The 22,905-nt window shown below is 62.9% G+C and carries 20 protein-coding genes; 10 read left to right on the forward strand and 10 right to left on the reverse strand.

Features of this window, described 5'->3' with window-relative positions; translation table 11 throughout:
• The first annotated feature begins 166 nt into the window (after window positions 1-166).
• Window positions 167-2,200, forward strand: a complete 2,034-nt coding sequence (locus tag CK501_RS05815; RefSeq protein WP_095616804.1) for a CocE/NonD family hydrolase — start codon at window positions 167-169, stop codon at window positions 2,198-2,200.
• Window positions 2,201-2,231: 31 nt separating this feature from the next.
• Here CK501_RS05815 and CK501_RS05820 read toward each other — a convergent pair whose 3' ends face one another.
• Window positions 2,232-3,266: a D-alanine--D-alanine ligase family protein gene (locus CK501_RS05820; RefSeq protein ID WP_095616805.1), complete on the reverse strand. Its 1,035-nt coding sequence runs from the start codon at window positions 3,264-3,266 to the stop codon at window positions 2,232-2,234.
• 132 nt (window positions 3,267-3,398) lie between these two features.
• Between CK501_RS05820 and CK501_RS05825 the strand changes: the two genes are divergently transcribed.
• The 5 genes from CK501_RS05825 (at window position 3,399) to CK501_RS05845 (ending at window position 12,060) form a co-directional block, all read left to right on the forward strand.
• Complete coding sequence (locus tag CK501_RS05825; protein ID WP_095616806.1) at window positions 3,399-4,715, forward strand: ATP-grasp domain-containing protein; 1,317 nt, start codon at window positions 3,399-3,401, stop codon at window positions 4,713-4,715.
• 74 nt (window positions 4,716-4,789) lie between these two features.
• Window positions 4,790-6,811 (forward strand): CocE/NonD family hydrolase, encoded by a 2,022-nt coding sequence (locus tag CK501_RS05830; RefSeq protein ID WP_095616807.1) that lies wholly within the window; start codon window positions 4,790-4,792, stop codon window positions 6,809-6,811.
• Between the two features lie 47 nt (window positions 6,812-6,858).
• Window positions 6,859-8,172, forward strand: coding sequence for a M20 family metallopeptidase (locus tag CK501_RS05835; protein WP_095616808.1), 1,314 nt, complete (start codon window positions 6,859-6,861; stop codon window positions 8,170-8,172).
• A 115-nt stretch (window positions 8,173-8,287) separates the two neighbouring features.
• On the forward strand, window positions 8,288-10,309 hold the full coding sequence (locus tag CK501_RS05840; RefSeq protein WP_408607569.1) for a CocE/NonD family hydrolase: 2,022 nt from the start codon (window positions 8,288-8,290) through the stop codon (window positions 10,307-10,309).
• A gap of 80 nt (window positions 10,310-10,389) precedes the next feature.
• Window positions 10,390-12,060 (forward strand): ectoine synthase, encoded by a 1,671-nt coding sequence (locus tag CK501_RS05845; protein WP_095616810.1) that lies wholly within the window; start codon window positions 10,390-10,392, stop codon window positions 12,058-12,060.
• 42 nt (window positions 12,061-12,102) lie between these two features.
• Here the strand turns inward: CK501_RS05845 and CK501_RS05850 are convergent, their stop codons facing one another.
• Both CK501_RS05850 and CK501_RS05855 read right to left on the reverse strand, forming a co-directional pair.
• On the reverse strand, window positions 12,103-13,173 hold the full coding sequence (locus CK501_RS05850) for an MBL fold metallo-hydrolase (RefSeq protein WP_095616811.1): 1,071 nt from the start codon (window positions 13,171-13,173) through the stop codon (window positions 12,103-12,105).
• A 20-nt stretch (window positions 13,174-13,193) separates the two neighbouring features.
• Window positions 13,194-13,556 carry a thiol-disulfide oxidoreductase DCC family protein gene (locus CK501_RS05855; protein ID WP_233128852.1) on the reverse strand — a complete coding sequence of 121 codons (363 nt, stop codon included), beginning with the start codon at window positions 13,554-13,556 and terminating at the stop codon, window positions 13,194-13,196.
• Window positions 13,557-13,693: 137 nt separating this feature from the next.
• On the opposite strand from CK501_RS05855, the gene CK501_RS05860 reads away from it, so the two are divergent.
• The gene (locus tag CK501_RS05860) at window positions 13,694-14,509 is read left to right on the forward strand and encodes a RibD family protein (protein ID WP_095616813.1); all 816 of its coding nucleotides are present in this window, start codon (window positions 13,694-13,696) and stop codon (window positions 14,507-14,509) included.
• Here the strand turns inward: CK501_RS05860 and CK501_RS05865 are convergent.
• The 4 genes from CK501_RS05865 to CK501_RS05880 are packed head-to-tail and all read right to left on the reverse strand — an operon-like array spanning window position 14,472 to window position 18,663.
• Window positions 14,472-15,362 carry a lysylphosphatidylglycerol synthase transmembrane domain-containing protein gene (locus CK501_RS05865; RefSeq protein ID WP_158223059.1) on the reverse strand — a complete coding sequence of 297 codons (891 nt, stop codon included), beginning with the start codon at window positions 15,360-15,362 and terminating at the stop codon, window positions 14,472-14,474. The two genes, CK501_RS05860 and CK501_RS05865, sit on opposite strands and share 38 nt — an antisense overlap.
• Entirely contained in the window at window positions 15,359-17,263 is a 1,905-nt protein-coding gene (locus CK501_RS05870) for a glycosyltransferase family 4 protein (RefSeq protein ID WP_095616815.1), read from the reverse strand. Before CK501_RS05870 ends, CK501_RS05865 begins: the two co-directional genes overlap by 4 nt.
• Entirely contained in the window at window positions 17,250-17,648 is a 399-nt protein-coding gene (locus CK501_RS05875; RefSeq protein WP_095616816.1) for a 6-pyruvoyl trahydropterin synthase family protein, read from the reverse strand. Before CK501_RS05875 ends, CK501_RS05870 begins: the two co-directional genes overlap by 14 nt.
• A 13-nt stretch (window positions 17,649-17,661) precedes the next feature.
• Complete coding sequence (locus tag CK501_RS05880; RefSeq protein WP_095616817.1) at window positions 17,662-18,663, reverse strand: zinc-dependent alcohol dehydrogenase; 1,002 nt, start codon at window positions 18,661-18,663, stop codon at window positions 17,662-17,664.
• A 68-nt stretch (window positions 18,664-18,731) separates the two neighbouring features.
• Here CK501_RS05880 and CK501_RS05885 point away from each other — a divergent pair, with 68 nt between their 5' ends.
• Window positions 18,732-19,478, forward strand: coding sequence for a CDP-alcohol phosphatidyltransferase family protein (locus CK501_RS05885; RefSeq protein WP_095616818.1), 747 nt, complete (start codon window positions 18,732-18,734; stop codon window positions 19,476-19,478).
• Window positions 19,447-20,073: a YceI family protein gene (locus CK501_RS05890; protein ID WP_095616819.1), complete on the forward strand. Its 627-nt coding sequence runs from the start codon at window positions 19,447-19,449 to the stop codon at window positions 20,071-20,073. The genes CK501_RS05885 and CK501_RS05890 overlap by 32 nt, the downstream gene beginning before the upstream one ends.
• Window positions 20,074-20,101: 28 nt before the next feature.
• On the opposite strand, the gene CK501_RS05895 is transcribed toward CK501_RS05890, so the two are convergent.
• Together CK501_RS05895 and CK501_RS05900 are read right to left on the reverse strand one after the other, a co-directional pair.
• Window positions 20,102-20,428: a DUF7352 domain-containing protein gene (locus tag CK501_RS05895; protein WP_095616820.1), complete on the reverse strand. Its 327-nt coding sequence runs from the start codon at window positions 20,426-20,428 to the stop codon at window positions 20,102-20,104.
• Between the two features lie 97 nt (window positions 20,429-20,525).
• Window positions 20,526-21,410, reverse strand: a complete 885-nt coding sequence (locus CK501_RS05900; protein ID WP_198949413.1) for a LysR family transcriptional regulator — start codon at window positions 21,408-21,410, stop codon at window positions 20,526-20,528.
• A 139-nt stretch (window positions 21,411-21,549) separates the two neighbouring features.
• Between CK501_RS05900 and CK501_RS05905 the strand changes: the two genes are divergently transcribed.
• Window positions 21,550-22,392, forward strand: a complete 843-nt coding sequence (locus tag CK501_RS05905) for a histone deacetylase family protein (protein WP_095616822.1) — start codon at window positions 21,550-21,552, stop codon at window positions 22,390-22,392.
• Here the strand turns inward: CK501_RS05905 and CK501_RS05910 are convergent.
• A complete protein-coding gene (locus CK501_RS05910) occupies window positions 22,380-22,760 on the reverse strand; it encodes a group III truncated hemoglobin (protein WP_095616823.1) in 381 nt (126 codons plus the stop codon). The genes CK501_RS05905 and CK501_RS05910 overlap by 13 nt on opposite strands.
• Between the last annotated feature and the right edge of the window lie 145 nt (window positions 22,761-22,905).

The following is a 22,905-nucleotide window of genomic DNA, read 5'->3' on the forward strand; positions in this document are numbered from 1 at the left end:
GGCGCGTCCAGCGGCGGGGAAGGAACGAAAATTTCGTTGCCCGTGAGCGTTTTACGGCCTCTGGCTCCACGCTGGTTCTGCTATACTCGCAGCGTTCGCAATCGCAGTACACGCGACAGCCGTTCCGCCCGACCCAGGGTCGTCATTTGCCAGTGAGGCATGTTCTATGAAGGTTGTTGATTCGTTCCCCCGCACCGTCCGTGAAATCGAGAATACCTGGATCACCATGCCCGACGGTTGCCGTCTGGCCGCCCGCATCTGGTTGCCGGAAGACGCCGAAGAGCATCCGGTACCGGCCATCCTGGAATGCATGCCGTATCGCAAGCGCGATTTCACCCGGTTAAGGGACGAGCCCCTGCACCATTACCTGGCCGGGCATGGCTACGCCTCGATCCGACTTGACCTGCGCGGCTCCGGGGATTCGGACGGGCTTATCCTGGATGAGTACCTGCAGCAGGAACAGGACGACTGCCTCGCGGTGCTGGACTGGATCACCAGCCAACCCTGGTGCTCCGGGCCGGTGGGCATGTTCGGCATCTCCTGGGGCGGGTTCAACGCGCTGCAGGTAGCCGCGCACCAGCCGGAATGCCTGAAGGCGATCATCACGATGTGCTCCACGGATGACCGCTACGCGGATGATGCCCACTACATGGGGGGCTGCCTGCTGAACGAGAACCTCAACTGGGGCTCGGTGTTCTTCGCCACGGCGGCCTTTCCGCCGGATCCGGCGCTCTACGGCGATGACTGGCGCGAACAGTGGCGTTACCGGCTGGAGAACCAGGTCCTGTATCCGGCGGTCTGGATGGGCCACCAGCAGCGCGATGACTACTGGAAACATGGCTCGGTCTGCGAGAACTTCGATGACATCCAGTGTGCCGTCTATGCCGTGGGCGGCTGGGCGGACGGCTACCCCAATGCCATTCCCCGCATGATGGAAGGCCTGAGTGCGCCGCGTAAGGCGCTGATCGGGCCCTGGTCCCACGCGTTTCCGCACAACGCGCTGCCGGGACCGGCCATCGGCTTCTTCCAGGAGATGCTGCGCTGGTGGGACTACTGGCTGAAGGATATCGACAACGGCATTATGGACGAACCGCCGATGCGCGTCTGGATGGAGGAGCATGTGCCGCCCGCACCGCTCTATGAATACCGTCCGGGGCGCTGGGTGGCGGAGCCGAGCTGGCCCTCTGAGCGCATCCAGAACGAAACCCTGTATCTCAATGTGCTGTCAATGGGGCGCAGGGCGGAGCCGGAGGACCGGATGCGGATTACCTCCCCCGAGACCACGGGGCTGGCCGGTGGTGACTGGTACGGCTTTGGTGGTGAAGGCGAGATGGCAATCGACCAGCGGGAAGATGACGGCAAATCCCTGGTCTTTGACGGCGATACGGTTTCGGAACGCATCGAGATCCTGGGCGCACCGGTGGCGGAACTGGAAGTAACGGTAGACCGGCCGGTTGCGTACGTGATCGTGCGCCTCAATGACGTGGCGCCGGACGGGGCCTCGACGCGGGTCACCTGGGGCGTACTCAACCTCACCCAGCGTGAAAGCCGCGAACACCCGGCCCCCCTGGAAGCCGGCAAGCGCTACCGTGTGCGCGTGCAGATGAAGGATGTTGCCTACGCCTTCGCCCCGGGCCACACCATGCGCCTCGCGGTATCCACCAGTTACTGGCCCATGATCTGGCCGGCACCGGAGCCCGTTCGCCTGACGCTCCATACCGGCGTCAGTTCACTGCACCTGCCTGTGCGCCCGCCGCGCGAGGAGGACGAGCAGCTGCGTCCCTTCGAACCGCCGGAGCGCGGCCCTCAGTCCGAGCCGGAAGCGCTCAGCTCCGGGGATTTCCGGCGCACCGTGGAGCGTAACCTGATCAATAACGAAACCACCTACCGCATCTACAACGAGGGTGGTGATTTCGGCGGTGCCTCCCTGGCCTATATTGAGGATATTGATCTCACGGCCGGGTACAGCCTGGGTAAGTGGTTCCGCACCCATGAATACGACGCCAGCGGGGCCGAGGCCCGTATTGACCAGAACTGCGTTCTGCAGCGCGACGACTGGTCGGCGCGGGTGGAATGCGTGACCCGGCTGACGGCCGATCCGCAGCATTTCCGGCTACGCGCGACGCTTCATGCCTACGATGGCGATGCGCTGTTTTTCGAGCGCGAGTGGGACGAGTGGATTCCCCGCCATCTGATCTAGCAGGCGGTGGCGCGGGGTTTCCCCCGCCCGCCTATCGATGGGCGCCGCTGCGCGCCAGGGCGGCTTCCAGGATCATGCGCAGCATGTCCGCATAACTGTAGCCCGCCCAGGAGGCCATCATCGCCATCTTGCCGTCCCAGTACCAGGTGGGGTTGGTGTTGGCGTCGATCAGCCGTGGCACGCCGTCGGCGCCGCAGCGGAAGTCAATGCGCGAGTAGTCCCGGAAACCCAGCCGCTTGAACAGCTTGGCGCAGGCGTCGACCATCTGCCCCCGGGTGACGTCGTCCAGCTCCGCCTGTTGGAAACTGAGTTTGTCCCAGTAGGGCGAGTCCGGGTCCGCCTTGGAGCCGTGGGTGAGGATGGGCGGAAGGTCGGAGCCCAGCCTGCTGTAGTCGATCACCAGGGGCTGCAGCACGGTAAAGCCGCTGGCCGGGTTGCCGATCATGCCCACGGTGTACTCATCGCCAGTAAGAAAATCCTGGCAGATCGCTTCCGGCGGATACAGGTTCTGCCTCGCCAGCCACTGCAGATAGGTGTGCGCCTCGGCGGCGTCGTGCACAACGCAGTTTTCGGTGATGCCGAAACTGCCACCGCCGCCATTGGGCTTGATCAGCGACGGAAAGGAGGTGGGCAGCGTCAGCGGGTCGGCGGTGAGATCCACAAAGGTTTCGTTGGGCACCGGGATGTCCAGGCTCACCGCCAGAGCCCGCACGATGGCCTTGTCGGTGCCCAGGCTGATGCCCATGGGGTCGGCGCCGGTGTAGGGAATGCCAAGCATTTCAAGGAATGCGGGAATGTTGCGCTCCAGGTCCCAGTCGTTGCGGAAGCCGGTGTCACAGAGGTTGAGTACCAGGTCCGGCTTGTCGCTGCGCAGGTCGTCGATCAGGCGCTCGTGGTCGTCGTAGAAGGTGAAGTGATAGCCCTCCAGCTCTGCGAGTGAGGTCTTCAGCTGGCGAACCGCCTCGATTTCCTCGTAACCGAACCGGTTATCCACGGCATAGGGATAGGGCAGCCGGGGATCGCCCAGGACAACGCCGATTTCAGGGGTTTTGCTCGATTGGGCCATTGCGGTCTCCGTCCTCTGGTCGGGGGAAAGTGCTTATAAGGACCTCTTGATCCAGCGTATCAAAACCCTTGCGTGGCGTCGTGCTTTAACCGATGCTCCTCCTGTATCGCTCTGTCGAAGGTTGAAACCGAGATGAGTTCCGAATCCCCAAGAGATAACGCCGTCAAGCAGGTGTATGTGCTCGGCATGAACGAGTTCAACCGGGCCAAGCTGGAGTCACTGCCGGGCGCGGAGAACTACCGTTTCCATGGTGTGCTGACGCCCGAAGAGATCCTTTACGCGGACGACTTCCCCATTGAATCCATGCTCAGCCGGGCTGAGAAACAGCTCCAGGAGGCGGATCCGGCCCCGGATGCCATCGTTGGCTACATGGACTTTCCGGTGAGCACCATCCTGCCCATTCTGACCGGGCGCCTGGGGCTTCCGGGGCTGGACCTGCGGGCCATGCTCAAGTGCGAGCACAAGTACTGGAGCCGGTTGGAGCAGCAAGCGGTCGTGCCGGATTTCATTCCCCGCTTCCAGCTGGTGGATCCCTTTCTCGACTCGCCCGAGACCCAGCTCGAGCTTGAGTATCCGTTCTGGTTGAAGCCGGTGAAATCGGCGGGCTCCTATCTCGGGTTCCGCATCGACGACGAGGCCGCCTTCCACCGGGCAGTGGCCGAGATCCGGGAGCACATCAACCGTATTGCAGAGCCTTTTGACAGGATCCTCGAGTACGTTGAGCTGCCCGACAATATCGCGGCGGTCGGCGGTCATTACTGTCTGGCGGAAGCGCTGCTCACGGGCGATATGTGCACCCTTGAGGGCTATGTCCATCAGGGCGAAGTCCATGTGCACGGGGTGGTGGACTCGGTGCGGGAAGCCAACAGCTCTTCCTTCGCCCGCTACCAGTACCCGTCCCAGATGCCGCAGTCGGTCACCGAGCGGATGGAGGAGGTGGCGCGCAAAACGCTGCAGCGCATCGGCTTCGATGGTTCCGCGTTCAACATTGAGTTCTTCTGGGACAGCAGCACGGATAAAGTCAGCCTGCTGGAGATCAACACCCGGATCGCCCAGCACCACAGCGACCTGTTCGACAAGGTGCACGGGGTCTCCAATCATCAGGTCGCGGTTGAGCTGGCGCTCGGTCACGACCCCAAATTCCCGGCTGCCCGGGGCAGGTTCAAGTGCGCCGCCGCCTTCTGGCTGCGCCGGCATGAGGACGCCTGGGTGGCCGATGTGCCTTCCGGGCAGACACTGGCGGCGATTGCCGAGGATTACCCCGGCACCTACGTGGAGCTGGATGTGCATCCGGGCATGTGGCTGTCGGAGCTGCACGATCAGGACAGCTACAGCTACGTGCTGGCGCTGGTCTATGTGGGCGCTGACACCCACGAGCAGTTGATGGCCAACTATAATGCTATTGCTGAGCGGCTCAGCTTTGACCTCAGAGACGGTCCTGACCGCTGAGGCCGCCGTGTTCGCCGACCCGGGTGGTTACCCGGCTCGGCTCTAATATTGCCTTGTCGTTCGAGGAGATGTGAATGCACACAAGGAGCGATTGGCCCAGGGCGGTTCGGGAGCTGGAAAACGTATGGATTCCCATGCCGGACGGCTGCCATCTTGCCGCGCGGATATGGCTGCCCGAGGATGCCGAGGCGCATCCGGTACCGGCCATCCTGGAATACATTCCCTACCGCAAGGCCGACCTGCGCACCAAGGAAGATTCCATCAATCACCCTTATTACGCGGGCCATGGCTATGCCGGTGTGCGGGTGGACATCCGTGGCAGCGGCGAGTCCGAGGGTGTGCTCACGGATGAATACACGCAACAGGAGCTCGACGACGGACTGGCGATTCTGAGCTGGATCGCCGCGCAGCCCTGGTGTACCGGCCGTGTCGGCATCATGGGGATCTCCTGGGGTGGTTTTAACGGCCTCCAGATCGCCGCCCTTCAGCCGCCCGAGCTGTATGCGGTGCTGACGGTGTGCTCCACGGATGATCGCTATGCCGACGATGTGCATTACATGGGCGGTTGCATGCTCAGCGACAATGTTTCCTGGGCTGGGGTCATGTTCGCCCACAACAGCTGCCCACCGGATCCGCGCCTCTTCGGGGATGGCTGGCGCGATGACTGGTTCCAGCGTCTGCGGGGCAGTGGGCTCTGGCTGGAGACCTGGAGCAGTCACCAGACGCGCGATGACTTCTGGCGCCACGGGTCCGTGTGCGAGGATTTCAGCGCTATCCGCTGTCCGGTCTATGCGGTGAGCGGCTGGGCCGACGGCTATTCCAACAGCGTCTTCCGCCTGATGCAGCATCTGGATGTGCCCCGCAAGGGCCTTGTGGGTCCCTGGAGCCATAAGTACCCGCACCTGGGTCAGCCCGGTCCCGCCATTGGCTTCCTCCAGGACACGCTGCGCTGGTGGGATCACTGGCTCAAGGATGAGGCGACCGGCATCATGGATGAGCCGCAGGTCAGGGTGTGGATGCAGGACAGTATCCGGCCCGCGACCCGTTACGTGGAGCGTCCCGGGCGCTGGATCGCCGAGAGCGAGTGGCCAAGCCCGCGTATCGAAAGCCGCGAGCTCCGCCTGACCCGCAACGGTCTGGAGCACGACGGCACGGCAGGCACCAGTGAACCACTTCTGTGCCAGTCGCCGCTGCGCACCGGCCTGAGTGCCGGCAAGTGGTGTTCCTATTCCGCAGGGCCGGACATGCCGGGGGACCAGCGCGAGACGGATGGGGATTCCCTGTGCTTTGATACGGAGCCGTTGTCGGAAGCGGTTGAGATCTTTGGCCCGCCGGTGGTGGAGCTGGTTCTGGCCAGTGACCAGCCTGAGGCCCAGGTCGCGGTTCGGCTGTGTGACGTGGCCCCGGACGGTGCCTCAACCCGGGTAACCTACGGGGTTCTGAACCTCAGCCACCGGGACAGCCACGCCGAGCCGGCGTCCCTGGTGCCCGGTGAGACCTATCGCGTGCGCATTCAGCTCAATGACATTGCCCAGAATTTCCCGGCGGGCCATCGTATTCGCGTCAGTGTAAGCTCAAATTACTGGCCCCTGATCTGGCCGTCCCCGGACGCTACAGCACTGACCCTCTGGTCGGAGGTCAGCACCCTGACACTGCCGGTACGCCCGCCCAGTGAGACTGATCGGCAACTCCCCGAGTTTGCGCCGCCCGAGGGCGCCCCCCACGTAGTAATGACCGAAATCGAGGCCGAGGCCACCAACTGGTCACTGCATTACGATTTTGATGCCAACGCCCATACGCTGGAGGTCGATGATTCCGAGGGGATATTCCACATCGATGCCACCGGTACGGATGTCCAGAAGAGTGGTTACGAGCGCTACCGGATCGAGGGCGACGATGTTAATTCGGCCCAGGCTGAGACGTTCTGGCGCATGGGTTTTTTCCGCGATGACTGGCGAGTGAACACCGAAACCTGGACGCGTATGAGTTGCACCCCCGAGGCGTTCCGGATTGAGGCCACGCTCAGGGCGTATGAGCACGGGGAGCTGGTCTATGAGCATGACTGGGATCGGTTGATTCCACGCCGGAACCTCTAGGAGCCGGGCGTCCGGGACCCCCTGTAAGCAGAAAGAGATGACCTGTTATGACGGACCATTGCGAATACATAGATGCCACCCGGGTTCGGCGGCGGCTGGTGGACCTGATCCGGATCCCGTCGGTGACCGGGCAGGAGGATGCGGTGATCGCCCGGCTTGCCGAGTGGCTCAATGAGCTCGGTGTGGAGGTGGACCACTGGAACGAGGGTATTGCGGATGTCCTCACGGATCCCAATTACCCGGGCCATGAGGTGGAGCGTGCCTGGCTGCCGGTTGTGGTTGGCGTGGTGCGGGGGCGCAAGCCGGGTCCCACGGTGGTTCTGACCGGGCACCTGGACGTTGTTCCACCGGGCGATATCAACCAGTGGACGATGGATCCGTATTCAGGGTATATGGACGGCGATACCGTCTATGGACGTGGCGCCAGTGACATGAAATCCGGCGTAGTGTCGGCTCTGGAAGCCTTCGAGGCCTTTGCCCTGGGCCCACGGGATTTCGCCGGCCGGGTTGTATTCGTGGGCGTGCCGGCGGAAGAGGACAGCGGCCTCGGCACGCTCGCAGCCATCCGCAGGGGCTGGCATCCGGATGCCGTGGTTGTACCGGAACCCACCCTGGATGACGAGGGGTCCCCCAAGCTGGTGGTTGCCCATGCCGGCGCCATGTCGTTCTTCCTGGAAGTGATGGGACTGGCGGCCCACGCCAGCCGTCGGCATCTGGGGGAGAGCGCTCTGGATCATTACCTGGCGATCCACAGGGCCCTGCGCGAGGACGAAAAACGCATTAATGACGCCGAGGACCACCCGCTGATGCGGGCCCTGCACCTGCCGTACGCCACCAACGTGGGGCTGATCAACGGCGGTAACTGGTCGTCCAGCGTCATGGACCGGCTGACGGCGGAGATCCGCGTCGGGGTGACGCTCGACGAAACCGTGGAGCAGGCCAAGGCGCGGGTTCAGCGGGTGATTGCCGAGGCCTGCGCGGGCGATCCCTGGCTGGAACAGAATCCGCCCCAGGCGCGGCTCATGGCGTCCGGTTTCGGCTCCGCGCATACCCCCATGGAGCATCCACTGGTCACCACAATGGCGGATGCGGCGGCCTCGGTTTTCGGGCGTCCGGCGCGCATCACGGGAGCGCCCTATGGTTGCGACATGTCCGCCTGGGTGCGGCTGACCGGGGCTTCCACCGTCGTCTATGGGCCCGGCGATATCGACTGGGCCCATTCCGCGGACGAACGGGTGTCCCTGGAGGCCACGGAGAAGGTGGCGCACGTGCTCGTCCAGGCGACGGAGAAGCTGCTGACCTTCAGGCCCGAGGAACTGCGCCTGCAGGATTATGGAGAAGGCGTGACTGGAGGAGGGTGATGGCTTTAACCCCTTGCCAATGGCGCCAGCGCAATCCAACCCCTATTATGCAGATAGTTGCAACAATCATGTGCAACATGACCCCGAAATCCGGGCTATAAGGAAAACAACCGCATTGAAAACCGTTACGTCCTTTCCCCACGCGACCAGGCACCTTGAACACGTATGGATCCCGATGTCCGATGGTACCCGCCTGGCGGCGCGCATCTGGATGCCGGAGGATGCCGAGACCAGTCCGGTGCCGGCGATCCTCGAATACATTCCCTATCGCAAGCGGGACAATACCCGTTCCAGGGACGCGCTGAACCATCCCTATTTCGCCGGGCACGGCTATGCCAGCATCCGGGTGGATATACGCGGCAGCGGTGACTCCGAAGGTGTCCTGCAGGATGAATACCTGCAGCGGGAACTGGATGACGGGGTGGAAATCATCCGCTGGATCGCGCAGCAGGACTGGTGCAGCGGTTCAGTAGGAATGATCGGCATTTCCTGGGGTGGTTTCAACGGCCTGCAGATCGCCGCCCTGAGACCGCCCGAACTCAAGGCCGTCATCAGTGTCTGCTCCACCGATGACCGTTACGCGGACGACGTCCACTACATGGGCGGCTGCATGCTGACGGACAACCTTTCCTGGGCGTCAACAATGTTCGCCTACACCAGCCTTCCGCCGGATCCCGAACTGGTGGGGGAGAAGTGGCGCGATATGTGGCGGGACCGGCTGGAGCACAGTGGCCTCTGGCTGGAAAACTGGCTTGAGCATCAGCGCCGGGACGACTTCTGGCGTCATGGCTCCATCTGCGAGGATTTCCCGGCGGTGCAGTGCCCGGTGATGGCGGTCAGTGGCTGGGCCGATGGCTATTCCAACAGCGTATTCCGGCTGCTGAGCAATCTCGATGTGCCCACCAAGGGGCTGATCGGACCCTGGAGCCACATGTACCCGCACATGGGTAAGCCTGGGCCCGCCATCGGGTTCCTGCAGGAGTCCGTGCGCTGGTGGGATCACTGGCTCAAGGGAAAGGACACGGGCATCATGGATGAGCCGGATTTCCGCGTCTGGATGCAGGACAGCGTCCCCCCTGCGACGGAGTACACGCGGCGGCCGGGGCGCTGGATTGCGGAGCCGGGTTGGCCGTCGTCCAATGTCCATGAAACCGTCTATGGTCTGAGTGAGGGCCATCTGGTTGATCCTGAAACGCCGGTCAGTGACACGCCCTTATGGATCCAGTCGCCCCTGAGCCTGGGCCTGTTCGCGGGCAAGTGGTGCTCCTACAGCGCCACGCCGGACCTGCCCCATGACCAGCGCGAGGAAGACGGCGGTGCACTGGTGTTCGACACCGAGCCCCTGAGCGAACCCCTGGAGATCATGGGCGCGCCGGTCATCGAGCTGGAGCTGGAGGCGAACAAGCCCCAGGCAATGATCTGTGTCCGCCTCTCGGACCTGGCGCCGGACAACAAGGCCACCCGCAGCACCTACGGCATGCTCAATCTCAGCCACCGGCACAGTCACGGCGAGCCCAGCCCCCTGGTGCCCGGCGAACGCTATCGTGTGGCGGTGCAACTGAATGGTATCGCCCAGCGTTTTCCCGCAGGGCACCGTCTGCGGATCTCGGTCTCCACCTCCTACTGGCCGCTCGCCTGGCCGGCGCCGGAGGTCGCCTGCCTGACCGTGCACCCGCGTGGCAGCCGCCTTCGTTTGCCGGTGCGACCACCGCGCGAGTCGGATGAGCAACTGCCGGCCTTCGGGGAGCCGGAGTCGGCACCAGCGATAGCCACCCCGGCCATTGAGGCGCCGGAACAGAACTGGCGAGTGATACGCGATCTCTCCCGGGACGAATCCACGCTGGAAGTGATCAAGAACGACGGCACTTTCAGGATCGAGGAGATCGACCTCACCCTGTGGAGCGATACGCGCGAGTGGTATAGCCATGTGGGTGAGGATTTTGAGTCCATGCGTGGCGAGACTTATTGTGTCAGCGGAATGGCCCGTGGCGACTGGTCCGTGGAGGTCACAACCCGCACCGTGCTCACCGCAAGCCGTACCCATTTCCACGTTTATGCGGAAATGGACGCCTATGAGGGGGATGAGCGTGTGGTGGCAAAAAACTGGAACAGCTATGTGCCACGTGACCATAACTGAATTTTGGCTGGGTCCACTATCGACAGTGCTGGGAATACACGCTTGGCCCCTGTTCGGAATCCAGATGAGGGAAGGAAACTATGATCTATCGTCACGTTAATGAGCTTGCTGATACCAACCGGGTTGTATCAGGACCCAACTATTCAAGCCGGCGCCTGATCCGCCGCGATGACCGTATGGGTTATTCGCTGCATGACACCATCATGCAGGCCGGAACCGAGAATCGTTTCTGGCACAGGCACCACATGGAAACCGTCTACTGCATCCGCGGCGAGGGCGAGGTGGAAACCATCCGGGATGGTACCCGCCACCCCCTCAATCCCGGGGCTGTGTACGCGCTCAGCCAGAACGAGGAGTACGTTGTACGGGCGCATACCGAGCTGCAGCTGCTGTGCGTGTACTACCCGGCGCTTGCGGGGCACGAGATTGAAGATGAGAACGGCTCGTTCAACCTGTTTGCCGAGGAAACGATCTTTGTTATCGGGCTGAACGACTTCAACCGGGAAATGCTGGCCACCATCGACATGGCCGACCACTACAACTTCGTGCCACTGCTCAACTCGCGGCAGATCCTGGAGCAGCAGAAATACGAGATCCAGGACATCATCCAGCAGGCCAAGAAACAGATCCGCGAACACAAAGGGGCAGTGGACGGCGTTATCCACTACATTGATTTCCCCGTAAGTACCATTGTGCCTATTATCTGTGACGCCTTTGACCTGGCGTCGGCAAGCCTGGAATCCGTGCTGAAATGCGAGCACAAATACTGGAGCCGGATTGAACAGCGCGCGGTTGTTCCGGATAACATCCCGACGTTCACCGCCTTCAATCCGTTTGACGAGCAGGCCCTGGACAGGGTGCTTGAAGTCATGGACTTTCCGTTCTGGATCAAGCCGGTGAAATCCTTCTCCTCCTACCTCGGGTTCCGGATTGACGAGGCCAGCCAGTTCCACGAGGCCATGAAGGAAGTGCGGGACAACATCGGCCGTTTCTCCGGCCCCTTCAACTACCTGCTCGACATGGTCACCATGCCGCCGGAATTCGATGAGATCGGCGGTGAGTACTGCATCGCCGAGAGCATCATCGGCGGCATGCAGTGCACCCAGGAAGGTTTCTCCTGCAAGGGGGAAGTGGAGGTGTACGGCACCGTGGACTCCTTCCGCGAGGCCAACCTGACCACGTTCTCCAGTTACCAGTACCCGACCATTCTCCCGGACGAGGTGCAGGAGCGGATGACCGAGATCACCCAGAAGGTGGTCAGGCACATCGGCTACGACAATGCGCCGTTCAACATCGAATATTTCTGGGACCGGGAAAAGGACCAGATCTGGCTGCTGGAAATCAATACCCGCATCTCAGAGTCCCACTGCCGGCTTTTCCAGAAGGTGGATGGCCGTTCCCACCATCAGGTGGCCGTGGAACTGGCGGCCGGGCGCCGGCCGACTTTCCCGCACCGTCAGGGCAAGTTCGAGGTCTCGGGCAAGTTCTTCCTGCGTGAGTGGGAGGATGCCTATGTGGCGCAGGTTCCCAGCGAGGAGACGGTCCGCCGGATCGAACAGGAGATCATCCCGGACTCCACCATCCAGGTCGTCGCCGAGCCCGGCCAACGCCTGTCAGACCTGATGGACCAGGACAGTTACAGTTACCGGGTGGCGCTGTTGTTCCTTGGGGGTTCTTCCAAGCAGGACCTTGAGAAGAAGCGCCGCCAGTGCGAGGAGCTGCTGTACCAGGAGTTCGTGTTCGAGCGTTAGCCCCACCGGCTCTGCCCGTTCACGTTCATCCGCCCCGGGAACTCACTTTTCCTTCCCGGGGCGGATTGTTTCTCCATGGCTGAGGACACGGAACGCCGCCTCCGGGATGCCTGCTCGTTCCCGCGCCTCGGCGAGCTTCTTCGGAGGTTCGTCGAGGCGTTCATCGGTCAGCCCCTCGAAGGTGCCCCAGTGGATGGCGATGGCCCGGCGGGCGCCGACATCCTTCATGGCCTGTACGGATTCCTCCGGGTTCACGTGGTTGCTCTTCATGAACCAGCGCGGCTCGTAGGCGCCGATGGGCAGGGCGGCCAGGTCGTAGCCGTCCGTCCGGGCGCCAATGTCTTTCAGATCTTTTGAATAGCCGAAGTCCCCGCCGAACAGGAAATCGAAATCCGGGTGTTCCACCGCCCAGGCCCCCCACAGCATCTCGTTCTCGTCCCAGGGGGTGCGCGAGCTCCAGTGCTGGACCGGCAGGAAGCGGAGGGTGACACCCCGGAAGTCATGGGTCTGCCACCAGTCCATGGGGGTCAGGTGGGACTCGTCGCCGTCTGTGACGTTGTCGAGGAACCACTGGTCCATGCCCAGCGGGAGAAAGAATCGCGGCGGCCCGCCGTCCTGCTGATAGAGCGCCGTTACGGATGCCAAATCCAGGTGGTCGTAATGGGCGTGGGAGATCACCACAGCGTCAATGTGTGGCAGGTTTTCCAGTGCCACCCCGGGTGGTTGATGCCGGGGTGGACCGGCGAAGGAGAGTGGGGATGCTCGGGTGGAGAACTGGGGATCGGTGAGAATGTTCAACCCGCCCACCTGCAGAAGGACGGTCGCGTGGCCGATCCAGGTCACGGCCACCTCATCGTCGTTGTTCTGGATGAACGCCAGATCCGGCTCAATGCCCTTGATGGGCTCGGTCGGCGGTTTGGGGAGGTCGTTCCACCAGCGATTCCACTGCCAGCGCAGGAAATCGCCACCCCCGGGCTTCTCCGGGTTGTAGTTGTTGGTGAAGCCCGATTGGGTGTGGTGCGGTTTATCCGGATCGTAGTACGGGTTCACGTTGCTGCATCCCATGCTCAGGGCCATCAGCCCAACCAGTGCCAGCGCGGGTTGTCGCAGCATGCCGTCAGCGTCCTTCCGGTTCAATGGCTGCCGGGTACTATCGCACATCCGTAACGCCGGCAATAGCGCCGCTCAGCCCAACGGTTGTAGGCGCCTTCGGCCAGTGTCCGGATGCCAGGAATGAGCATCAACCGGAAGAGGAAGCCGAAAGGCGTATGACGCCAGGTCTGGACCGTTGCCTGGAGTCCTGTCCGGTAGATGCCCTCGTCATCGAGCAGATGCAGCCGCTGAAGCAGGTGTTCATGGGGAATACCGGGCCAGACCTCCGAATCCTGCAGGCCGTGGACATCGATAAGCCGCAGGTGGTCATCGCCAATGCGCCGCAGCAGACGGATCTCCTTCATGCAGAGCGGGCACTGGCCATCGTAGAAGAGTGTATCCATGCAGTTTTCCATGCAGACAGTGGGAGTGCCGTGATATACGGTCAAAGGGAGCGTACGGACCAGCAGGGGTCCATAAAGAGGTTTCAAGCGTAATCAGGACAGATTCGCTAAAGCGTGGATGGCTGGCTGGGATTTTTATGCAGAGCATCGAAACGGTCTGGGGCGACATACTGGAGGCGAGAGCCAGGGGGCAGAGTCTGCCCGTTCCCGCAACCGATACGGAACCATCTCCGGTAGAGCAGCTGCTGCGCGTGTTCCGGCCCCTGTGTCCCGGAGAAAACGGCTGGGTTATCGGGCAGCTGGGGCAGAGCCTGGATGGCCGTATTGCCACGGCTTCGGGCGCATCCCGTTACATTAACGGGGATGATGGGCTGACCCATCTGCACCGGCTGCGGGCGATCGCCGATGCCGTGGTGGTGGGTGCTGGTACGGCACTTGAGGATAATCCCCGTCTTACGGTCAGGCGTGTGGCCGGACATCAGCCAGTGCGCGTGGTGGTGGACCGCAGGGACCGCCTGCCCGGGGACCACCACCTGCTCACGGATGGAGATGCACCCACCCTCCACCTGGTGGCCGGGGATGCCACTCCGGAGTGTGATCGGCCCTGCCCGGAAACCGGGGTCACCCGCGTGCCCTGCCTGGATCCGGAAAGTGAGACCATTGATCCGGACCGGGTTCTGGCAGTGCTGGCGTGTTTCGGCCTTGGGCGTGTCTTCGTGGAAGGCGGCGGTCGCACGGTTTCAGCGTTCCTGACAGCCGGCCGGCTTGACCGGCTGCATGTGATGGTCGCCCCCATGATTATAGGTAGCGGCTATCCCGCCTTTACGCTGCCTGAAGTAGACCGTCTGTCTGATGCCATATGGCCTGAGGCCCAGGTGGTGAATCTGGGCAGTGACGTGTTGTTTGACCTTGATCTCAGGCGCTCCGGCGGCTCCCTCCGGGCACAGGAATAAGGCCCGGCAGGCTGCCCAGAAGGATGACCACCCCGTAGGCAATGCTGAGTGCCACCCCCTCGTTGGCGGGCAAGCCTGCCAGAGGCCACAGGGCGGCGGCAACGCCCTCGCGAACCCCCCATCCGGCAATACTCACAGGCAGTACCATACTGAGCAACAGGCAGGCGTGAAGAGCAAGTTTTTCCAGTGTGAGCGGTTGCGTGGCGATACCGGCATCCAGCAGTGCCAGGGTCGCGAAATAGGTGGCCACTACCGCCAGGGAGAGGGCCAGCTGGATGACCGGCGATGGCCAGCGAAGGAGGGCGGTATGAACATCCGCGCGGAGCAGGGCGCTGTAATCCCGGACCCTGGGCAGACGCCCTGCGGCGATCGCCAGCAACAGCACAAGGGCAGCGCCCCATAGCCATTGCCCGCTGAGTTGCGGGCCAGGGAGGGCGAAAGGCGGGGTAATGAGCAGGAGCGCTGTAATGGTGAGCACAAGGGCCAGCTGACCGGAGAAGCGCTCAATCATCACACTGTGGGCAGCCGCGCTGGTGCGTGCTTCCGGATGCCGGGCGCGCCAGGCGCGTTCCACATCCCCGACCACCCCGCCCGGCATGATCTGGTTGACCAGCGTTGCCCGGTAATAGGCGACAACGCTTTCCCTGGAACCCAGTGGAAGGCCCAGACGATAGGCTGTGTAACGCCAGCGCAGGGCGGAAAGCACCACCTGGGGTATTGAAAGGGCAAGGGCGGCAACCAGGCTCCAGGCGGGCAGGCGCTGCAGAACCGTAACCACCTCCGCGGGTTGGATGGTCATCGCCACCACCCCCAGCAATGCCAGGCTTACCAGCAGTCGACCGTAACGCTTCACGGTTGCCGCGCTTCTGAGGGTGGAAGCGCAAGCAGGTCCAGGTGATCCACCCGAATCCGCAGCTGCCCGCTCCGCGCCTGGGCATTGCGCTGGGCCTGCCATCGGTCAATGGCGGATTGGTCCCCGGGCGCCTGTTCACGGGCAGCCTGGCACCATCCCGCCATGAGCGCCTGCTGGAGGTGGGAGTCACGGTGATCCAGCTCCCAGGGGCTGGGATCGGTTAGGACCTCAAAGCCATGTGCTGTCAGGGCTTCGGACAGGATCCTGGTGGCGTCAGGGCCGGTAGCGCTGCCGGTGCCCTTGTCACGGTGCTGGTGCTCATTGACGGTCTTTCGAAGCCATTGATCTTCTGAATCAGAAGGTTGCAGCTCAAAGTTGCCGCAGTAGTTGAGGGCCATCAGGAGGGGCGCATGGCGGTGGGCGGCAGTCGCCGCCAGGGCCTCGAGCCACTCGCGGCTCATCAGGTCGAGCAGGGCTGAGGCGGTGATCAGGTCCACTTTCTCAGGAATGACCTCATTCAGGTTCGTCGCAGTAACCTGCTTCTGCCACCAATGGGTGGTTGAGCCATTGCCCATTTGGGGCTGGTGGATCGTGGGGGCCAGCGCGGGATCCGGTTCCACCATCAACCACTGCTGGGGATCAGGGAGTCGGGGAGTCAGGTACCGCTGGTTGGATCCGGTACCGGCGCCGAGATCGCAGATTGCGAGGGGCGTCTGGGGTGTCGCGATTCGATCCCGGAGTCTGGTGGTTAACCGCTCACTGCGGGCTTTTTGGTCGGCCCGCTCACGCAGCCCAAGCCAGCCGGCCTCAAAGACGGCGCTGCCTTGTTCCGGACGGCAGGTTTTCAGGGCGCCCTCGAATTCCCGGGCAGTCATGGACCAGGTCCGGAGACTGCGGGCTGACCCACAGGCTGCACGGGCCTGGCTGTGAAGCTGATCCGGGTGGTTAAGCCAGGCGTGGATATGGTCTTTTAGTGCCGTATGATCGCCGGCTGGATGCAGGCGTACGCCGGGACGATCGGCGGTTTCGGCAAGGGCGCCGCCGTCAGAGCTCAACACTGGAAGCCCGGCCGCAAGCGCTTCATCGATCACCATGCCATAGCCTTCGTAACGCGCGGGCAGTATGAAACCGTGGGCGTGGTTCCACAGGGGGATCAGGTTCTCGCCCTCCAGCTCCCCGGTGAGTGTGACCTGATCCGTGAGGCCGTACTGGGCCAGCATCCCGCGAAGGCGGGCAGTGAAGTCGGGGTTCCGTGTGGTGCTTCCCGCCAGGGTCAGGTGCCAGTGTTCACCGGCGAATGGGGCAAGGGCGGCAGCAAGAATGTCCTGCCCCTTACGCGGTGCCAGGTGGGCTACGCAGAGCAGTTCAAGCGTGGTCCCCCGGTCGCGGGGCTTGTGGGGCTCCGGCAACTGCGCCATGGCAACGCCTGGGGGCGCGACCGTCACGCTGGCTTCCTGGACACCGTACGCTGCCAGTTCGCGGGCCGTGCTCTGGCTCGTGGTGACGACGGAGGCCATGCTTGCAAGTGCGCGCCGCTCGCTGTCGAACAGGTGAGCCCGGGTCTCGTCGGGCAGCCCTGTCTCCAGGGCCAGGGGGTGATGGATGAGCGCCGTCAGGCGGAGCCGCTGCGAATGGGGCTCAACCGCTTCCGGAACGCCACCGAGCGCCAGTCCATCAATGACCACGCTGGCCCCGTCGGGCAGGCGCCGAAGGCACTGCTCCATGGCCTTGCGGGCTCGGTCGTCGGCTATCGGGAACCGGCCGGACAGGCCCTCGATCCGCACGGACCAGCCGCCTGCCTCCAGGGCCGCTGCCAGCTCCCGCACATAAGCGTAGCCGCCTGTGTGCTGACCGGGGTCGCCGGGGACAATGAACGTCAGGTCGTGGTCAGAGGTCGCCACGGTAGCTGGCCCAGGCGATGTGCGATTCGCTGAGGGTGATCGCCAGGCCACTGATGCCGTGGGCGGATTCACCCAGGCGGCCGGCCTTGATGGCGTCGGCCATCCGCTGGAACACCATGCCCGCCATGAATTCGGTGGTGGTGTTGCGGCCCTTGAGATCCGGGTGGTCGTCCAGGTTGCGCATGTTGAACTCACCCAGAACCTCGCCGAGCACCTGGGTTGCCAGGCCAATGTCCACAACCAGATCATTGTCATCGAGCCGCGGCCTCTCAAAGGTGGCATCCACCACGTAGGTTGCGCCGTGCAGGGCCTGGGCCGGGCCGAATGCCTCCCCGCTGAAACTGTGGGCGATCATCATGTGCTGTCTGACGGTCAACTGATACATGGCATCCTCGGGGTCAGTGGTTTTCCGGGTAGCGCACCCGGTGGCACAGGGCCGTGCTGCCATCACGGCAGAGCGCTGTCATGGTCTCGGGCAGCGCCTCGAAGTCGCTTTCACCATCAATGAGTACGTCCAGCTCCGGACTTGCGAGCAGTGACAGCGCCAGTTCCAGGCGGTCCCGGTGGGTCCACGCGGGGCGGCGTTCCGGGCTGACGCGGCCAACCTGGCTGGCCCTGAGAGTCAGGCGGCGGGAATGGAAGGCGCCCCCGAGCGTGACACTGACCGGCTGGTCGCCGTACCAGCTCATCTCGACGATCCGGCCCTCGGTGCCCGCAAGGGCGATGGCGTGGTCGAGGCCTGCCGGATTGCCGCTGGCATGGATCACCAGGTCATGGTCATCACTCTGGAGATCCGGATCAAAGCGTACGCCCAGTTCCGAGAGGATGCCGTGGCGGGAAGGTTCTGTATCCACGGCTGTTACCCGCGCACCCGGCAGGCGCTGGCAGAGCCAGGCCATGAGGGCCCCCACGACACCACAGCCAACCACCGCGATGCGCTCCCCAACCGCGGCCTGTGCGTCCCAGACACCGTTGATGGCTGTTTCCATGTTGGCAGCAAGGATGGCGCGCTCTGCCGGCACATTGTCGGGTACCGGTACAACCGCGGAAGCGGGTACCCGGAACCGCGTCTGGTGGGGGAACAGGCTGAAAACAGTACGGCCCTGCAGTTCGGCGGGCCCCTGAACCACACGGCCAACGTTGCTGTAGCCATGGCGTACGGGCCACGGGAAATCACCCGCCTGGAAGGGCGCCCGCATGCGCTCATGCTCGGAGCGGGGAATGCGGCCATTGAACACCAGCGACTCCGTGCCACGGCTGATGCCGGTGTACAGGGTGGCGACCTCCACCGTTGGCTCGCTGTCAGGGGCGTCCAGGTCCGGGTTGGTGGGCTGGATCTCCCCATGGGCTGGGCCAGTGATCCAGAATGAGCGTACTCTTGGGGTGTGATCAGCGGTCATGATGGGCGCCTTGGGATTGGTTCGGGACCATTATTGACCCTGCCGGGGGTCACGACAAAGGGGAAGAAATGGCCAGTGAGAAAATTCCGGATCGAACCGGTGCCAGTCGGGAACTGCTGCTGACGGCGTTGCCCTTCACTGTGGTTACGGGCGGGATCTGGTGGTGGATGGGCATGCCGCTGGTTTCTCTCGCCCTGCCATTGGCGGGGTACGCCCTGCTTGCCTGGCTGGTCGTGGCGGGCGTCCCAGGGCAGCAGGGGATCGGTCCTGCCAACAGGGTGACTTTCTACCGGGCGCTGGGTGTGGTCATTCTCGCCGGCATTCTGCTTGAACCGCAGCTTCTGGCCGTCGCCCAGTGGGCCTGGGTTATGCTGGCGCTGGCAGTCCTCATTCTGGATGGTCTCGACGGCTACCTGGCGCGCCGTTTCAGCGTGAGTACGTATTTCGGGGCACGTTTTGACATGGAAGTGGACGCGGCTCTGATCCTGACGCTCAGCCTGGCGGTCTGGGGGCTCGGCATCACCGGGCCCTGGGTTATGCTGCTGGGGCTGATGCGCTACCTCTTTGTGGCCGCCGGCTGGATCTGGCCCTGGGTCAATTGCCCCTTGCCCGAAAGCTTCCGGCGTAAGACCATCTGTGTATGGCAGATTGCCAGCCTGGTGATCGTCCTGGTGCCGATCACGCCGTCCTGGCTTGCGGTCTGGATACTGGCGCCGGCACTGATGCTGCTGGCGTACTCATTCACCGTGGATCTGGCCTGGCTCTACCGGGCGGGAGGACAGCATGAAACGCAAAGGCATGGCACTGAAACGTAACGCACTTGTTGCGGGCATCCTTACAGGGGGACTTGTGACCGGCGGCAATGCGGTTGCGGAGCCTCAACAATACACCATCGACGATGAACACTTCACCATGACCTTCAAGGTCATGCACATCGGCTATGCCCGGGTGATCGGGATGTTCCGCGATGTGGAGGGGCAGTTTGTCTATGACCCGGAGACACAGACTGTCAGCGACGGCGAAGTCGTCTTTCAGGCGGAGAGCGTGTTTACCAATCATAAGGAACGGGACGAGCACCTGCGGGGCGAGGACTTCCTGAATGTTTCCGAGCACCCGGAGATCCGCTTTGAGGTCACGGGTTTTGAGATGACCGGGGAATCCACCGGGAAACTGACCGGGGATCTGTCGATGCTGGGCGAGACCAACCCGGTCACGCTTGATGTGGTCCTGAACAAGGCCGCAGAGTACCCCATCGGACACGGTGACTATACGCTGGGGCTGTCGGCGCACGCTGTGATTGAGCGCAGTGACTGGGGGATGACCTATGGGGTTGCGGATGACCTGGTAGGGGATGAAGTGCGGCTGCAGTTTGAGTTCGAGGCCAACCGCGACGATGGCGGCTGGTTCTGAGGGCCGCGCCGGGCGGCCCTGGATCCTGTCAGGCAACTCTCACCAGATGGTCACCCCCGGAAGACTGGGCGACCTGTTCCGCGACACGGTTGAACACGTGGTAGGCCTCGGGAGCATGGGTATCCAGCGCGGTGCCGACGTATCCGAAGTCATCCCCGATGGGCTGCCCCGAGGCGATGACCCGGAAGTCCACCCGCGTCTCGGGAGTTCCCGCCTTCAGTGGGACCTCCACCCACAGGTGAACCCGTTTCTCGGCGGGGATATACTCGGTACGCACAACCCGGAAGCCGTCGGTCAGTGTCAGAGAGGTATCGTTGCCTGAGGCATCGAGGCGGTACTTGAGGATGGTTTTCATGGCCGGTCTCCTCTGTTGGTGACAGCCACAGTATCGGTTCCTTGACGAATCGAATAAATAAGGTTTTGTGAGTTTCTGCAACTAAAAAATCTGATAGTCAGCGTCCGGAGCAGATTGCCTGTATCCCGGGATGGCGCATGCCCTCCACGCCATAGAGGGCGTAGATCTGGTCGCGGACTGCTTCAATGCTGGCAATCTCCTCGACCTGGTACTGGCGACAGACTTCCTCACGGATCACCGTTGGTGCCGCGAAGACACCAAGCCCCGCACGACCGAACACCTTGATCAGGGCGCTGTCGTCAATTTCCGCGGCCTCGTTCAAACAGATGCCCCGGTCCCGGAACCACTGCATCAGCTGCTGGTAATAGGGCGCTTCCAGGGCGCTGGCAAGAAAGGGAACCCCATCCAGGCTGTCCGGAAATCCCGGGGCCAGACGCTGCGCCAGTGCTGGTTCCGCGAACAGGCTGATGGCGGATTGGCTGAGAGGATTCAGATACCATCGGAAATCCTCGTCGCCTGCCGGCGGCCTGTCGGTGATCACCACGTCCAACTCGTGGCGTGCGAGGGCGCTGGTGAGGTCCTCCGGGGTTCCGGTGCGGCATCTGAGCGTGATGGGTGTGGGGGTTTCCAGCGCAGGAGCGATAACCCGGTAGGCAAACAGCTTGTGGATTGAGGCCACAATGCCAACCCGCAGCTTACGGGCCGGTGCCGCCTGCGCGTCGTCAAGCCATGCCTCCAGTTCCTCCGCAGTGCGGAACATCGGGTCAGCATACTGGAAGACCCTGTGCCCGGTGTCCGTCATGACCAGACGGCGGCCCCGGCGCTCAAACAGGCGGGTTCCAAGGTCCGCCTCGAACGTGCTTATCTGACTGCTGAGTGTCTGTGGTGCGAGATCCAGCGCTTCCGCTGCGCGGGCGATCGAGCCCTCCCGGGCCACGACCCAGAAATGGTGCAGATGCCGATAATTCAACCGTCGGCTCACGTCCGATCCTCTTTCAGGTTGGCAGGATACCGGTCCCCTTATACAGTTAGACGGTCCCGATTTGAAAGGTCGTCTTTTGATTCCGATCATCCATCACCCATGCTACAGCTTCCCGTTCCCGGGGTCGCATCGGTTTCCCATGAGCAAGTTCGGCCTGCTCATGGACCATCTCAATGAAGCCGGGATCGCCTGTTCCGGGAACCGTTTCAGACCGGGGCGGTGCCGGCAGGAGTGGCTGCATGCAGTGCACAGTCCGGATTACATTGAACGGTTCCGTAACAATGGCCTGACTTCCCGGGAACTCAAGCGTGTGAACCTGCCCTGGAGCGAAGGGCTGGTGCGGCGAACCCTTACCTCACCGGCGGGCACGGTCCTGGCAGCGCAGCTGGCACTGCATTACGGCGTTGCCTGCCATCAGGCAGGGGGGACCCATCACGCCCAGTATGACGTCGCGGCTGGGTTCTGCATTATCAATGACCTGGCTGTGACATCCCATGTGCTGCTTGAACGGAATCGGTTGGAGCGGATCCTGATCTTCGATTGCGACGTGCATCAGGGCGATGGCACTGCCCGCCTGTTGGCGGATGAGCCCCGAGCCATCACCTGTTCCATCCACTGTGGTCGCAACTTCCCCTTCACCAAGGCCCTGAGCGACGTGGATGTAGCCCTGCCGGACGGGCTGGAGGACGATGACTACCTGAACGAGGTATCCAACTGCCTGCACGCACAGCTGGACCGGTGGCAGCCCGACCTGGTGCTGTACGCCGCAGGGGTGGACATCTATGCCGGAGACCCGTTGGGGCGTCTGGGTGTCAGCCTTGAAGGCATCCGCCAGCGGGAGGCGCTGGTACTGGAAACCCTGAAACAGCGCGGCACCCCAGTGGCCACCGTGATCGCCGGCGGCTACGACGACGATCGCCAGGCGCTCGCACGGCGCCACGCCATGGTCACGGAGGAGGCGGCCCGGCTCTACGCTTCCTGAGGTTCGAGAAGCCAGGCCCTGAGGTTGGTGAGGATCCGGTCGGCAATCCGGTGTGCCCGATCCGCATAGGGTCCGTCGAAGCGCTCATTCAGGGTTGCATGGAAGTGGTCGCCCCAGCGCTCGAAGTGTTCGGGTTCCAGCGGCTGCTTCGCGTGAACAGCCTCATGTTTGGCAACCATGTTCCGCGTGTACGCCCCGCGCTCGCCCAGCAGCATCTTGCGCCAGTAGGCTTCGATGGTCGGCAGGTGATGATCCAGATCGATGCCCGCGGTTTCCAGGAAGACGGGTGCCATGACGGGGTCCTGAAGCAGGCGCCCATAGAACGCGTGAACAAACTGGTGGATGGCTTCCGGGGTGTCGAGATCCATGTAACCGGGGTTTGTGATGGACTATGCCTGAATCATCCACACCAGCTGGTCTCCCTGCAATGGCGAGAGGCTATCCAGGCAAGAGCCTTCCCGTATTGGGTTCTTTTATATTATTATAATCTAATATAAAAAAGTCATAGAAACC

Source organism: Halovibrio salipaludis, assembly GCF_002286965.1.
Taxonomy (GTDB): Bacteria; Pseudomonadota; Gammaproteobacteria; order Pseudomonadales; family Oleiphilaceae; genus Halospina; species Halospina salipaludis.

Bases quoted from the DNA above. Each gene is read 5' to 3' on its own strand.
- CK501_RS05860 (WP_095616813.1), top strand. From the start codon at position 13,694: ATGCAGAGCATCGAAACGGTCTGGGGCGACATACTGGAGGCGAGAGCC.
- CK501_RS05820 (WP_095616805.1), bottom strand. From the start codon at position 3,266: ATGGCCCAATCGAGCAAAACCCCTGAAATCGGCGTTGTCCTGGGCGAT.
- CK501_RS05845 (WP_095616810.1), top strand. From the start codon at position 10,390: ATGATCTATCGTCACGTTAATGAGCTTGCTGATACCAACCGGGTTGTA.
- CK501_RS05825 (WP_095616806.1), top strand. From the start codon at position 3,399: ATGAGTTCCGAATCCCCAAGAGATAACGCCGTCAAGCAGGTGTATGTG.
- CK501_RS05885 (WP_095616818.1), top strand. From the start codon at position 18,732: ATGGCCAGTGAGAAAATTCCGGATCGAACCGGTGCCAGTCGGGAACTG.
- CK501_RS05835 (WP_095616808.1), top strand. From the start codon at position 6,859: ATGACGGACCATTGCGAATACATAGATGCCACCCGGGTTCGGCGGCGG.
- CK501_RS05830 (WP_095616807.1), top strand. From the start codon at position 4,790: ATGCACACAAGGAGCGATTGGCCCAGGGCGGTTCGGGAGCTGGAAAAC.
- CK501_RS05855 (WP_233128852.1), bottom strand. From the start codon at position 13,556: ATGGATACACTCTTCTACGATGGCCAGTGCCCGCTCTGCATGAAGGAG.
- CK501_RS05895 (WP_095616820.1), bottom strand. From the start codon at position 20,428: ATGAAAACCATCCTCAAGTACCGCCTCGATGCCTCAGGCAACGATACC.
- CK501_RS05905 (WP_095616822.1), top strand. From the start codon at position 21,550: ATGAGCAAGTTCGGCCTGCTCATGGACCATCTCAATGAAGCCGGGATC.
- CK501_RS05815 (WP_095616804.1), top strand. From the start codon at position 167: ATGAAGGTTGTTGATTCGTTCCCCCGCACCGTCCGTGAAATCGAGAAT.
- CK501_RS05890 (WP_095616819.1), top strand. From the start codon at position 19,447: ATGAAACGCAAAGGCATGGCACTGAAACGTAACGCACTTGTTGCGGGC.
- CK501_RS05910 (WP_095616823.1), bottom strand. From the start codon at position 22,760: ATGGATCTCGACACCCCGGAAGCCATCCACCAGTTTGTTCACGCGTTC.
- CK501_RS05875 (WP_095616816.1), bottom strand. From the start codon at position 17,648: ATGTATCAGTTGACCGTCAGACAGCACATGATGATCGCCCACAGTTTC.
- CK501_RS05850 (WP_095616811.1), bottom strand. From the start codon at position 13,173: ATGCTGCGACAACCCGCGCTGGCACTGGTTGGGCTGATGGCCCTGAGC.
- CK501_RS05880 (WP_095616817.1), bottom strand. From the start codon at position 18,663: ATGACCGCTGATCACACCCCAAGAGTACGCTCATTCTGGATCACTGGC.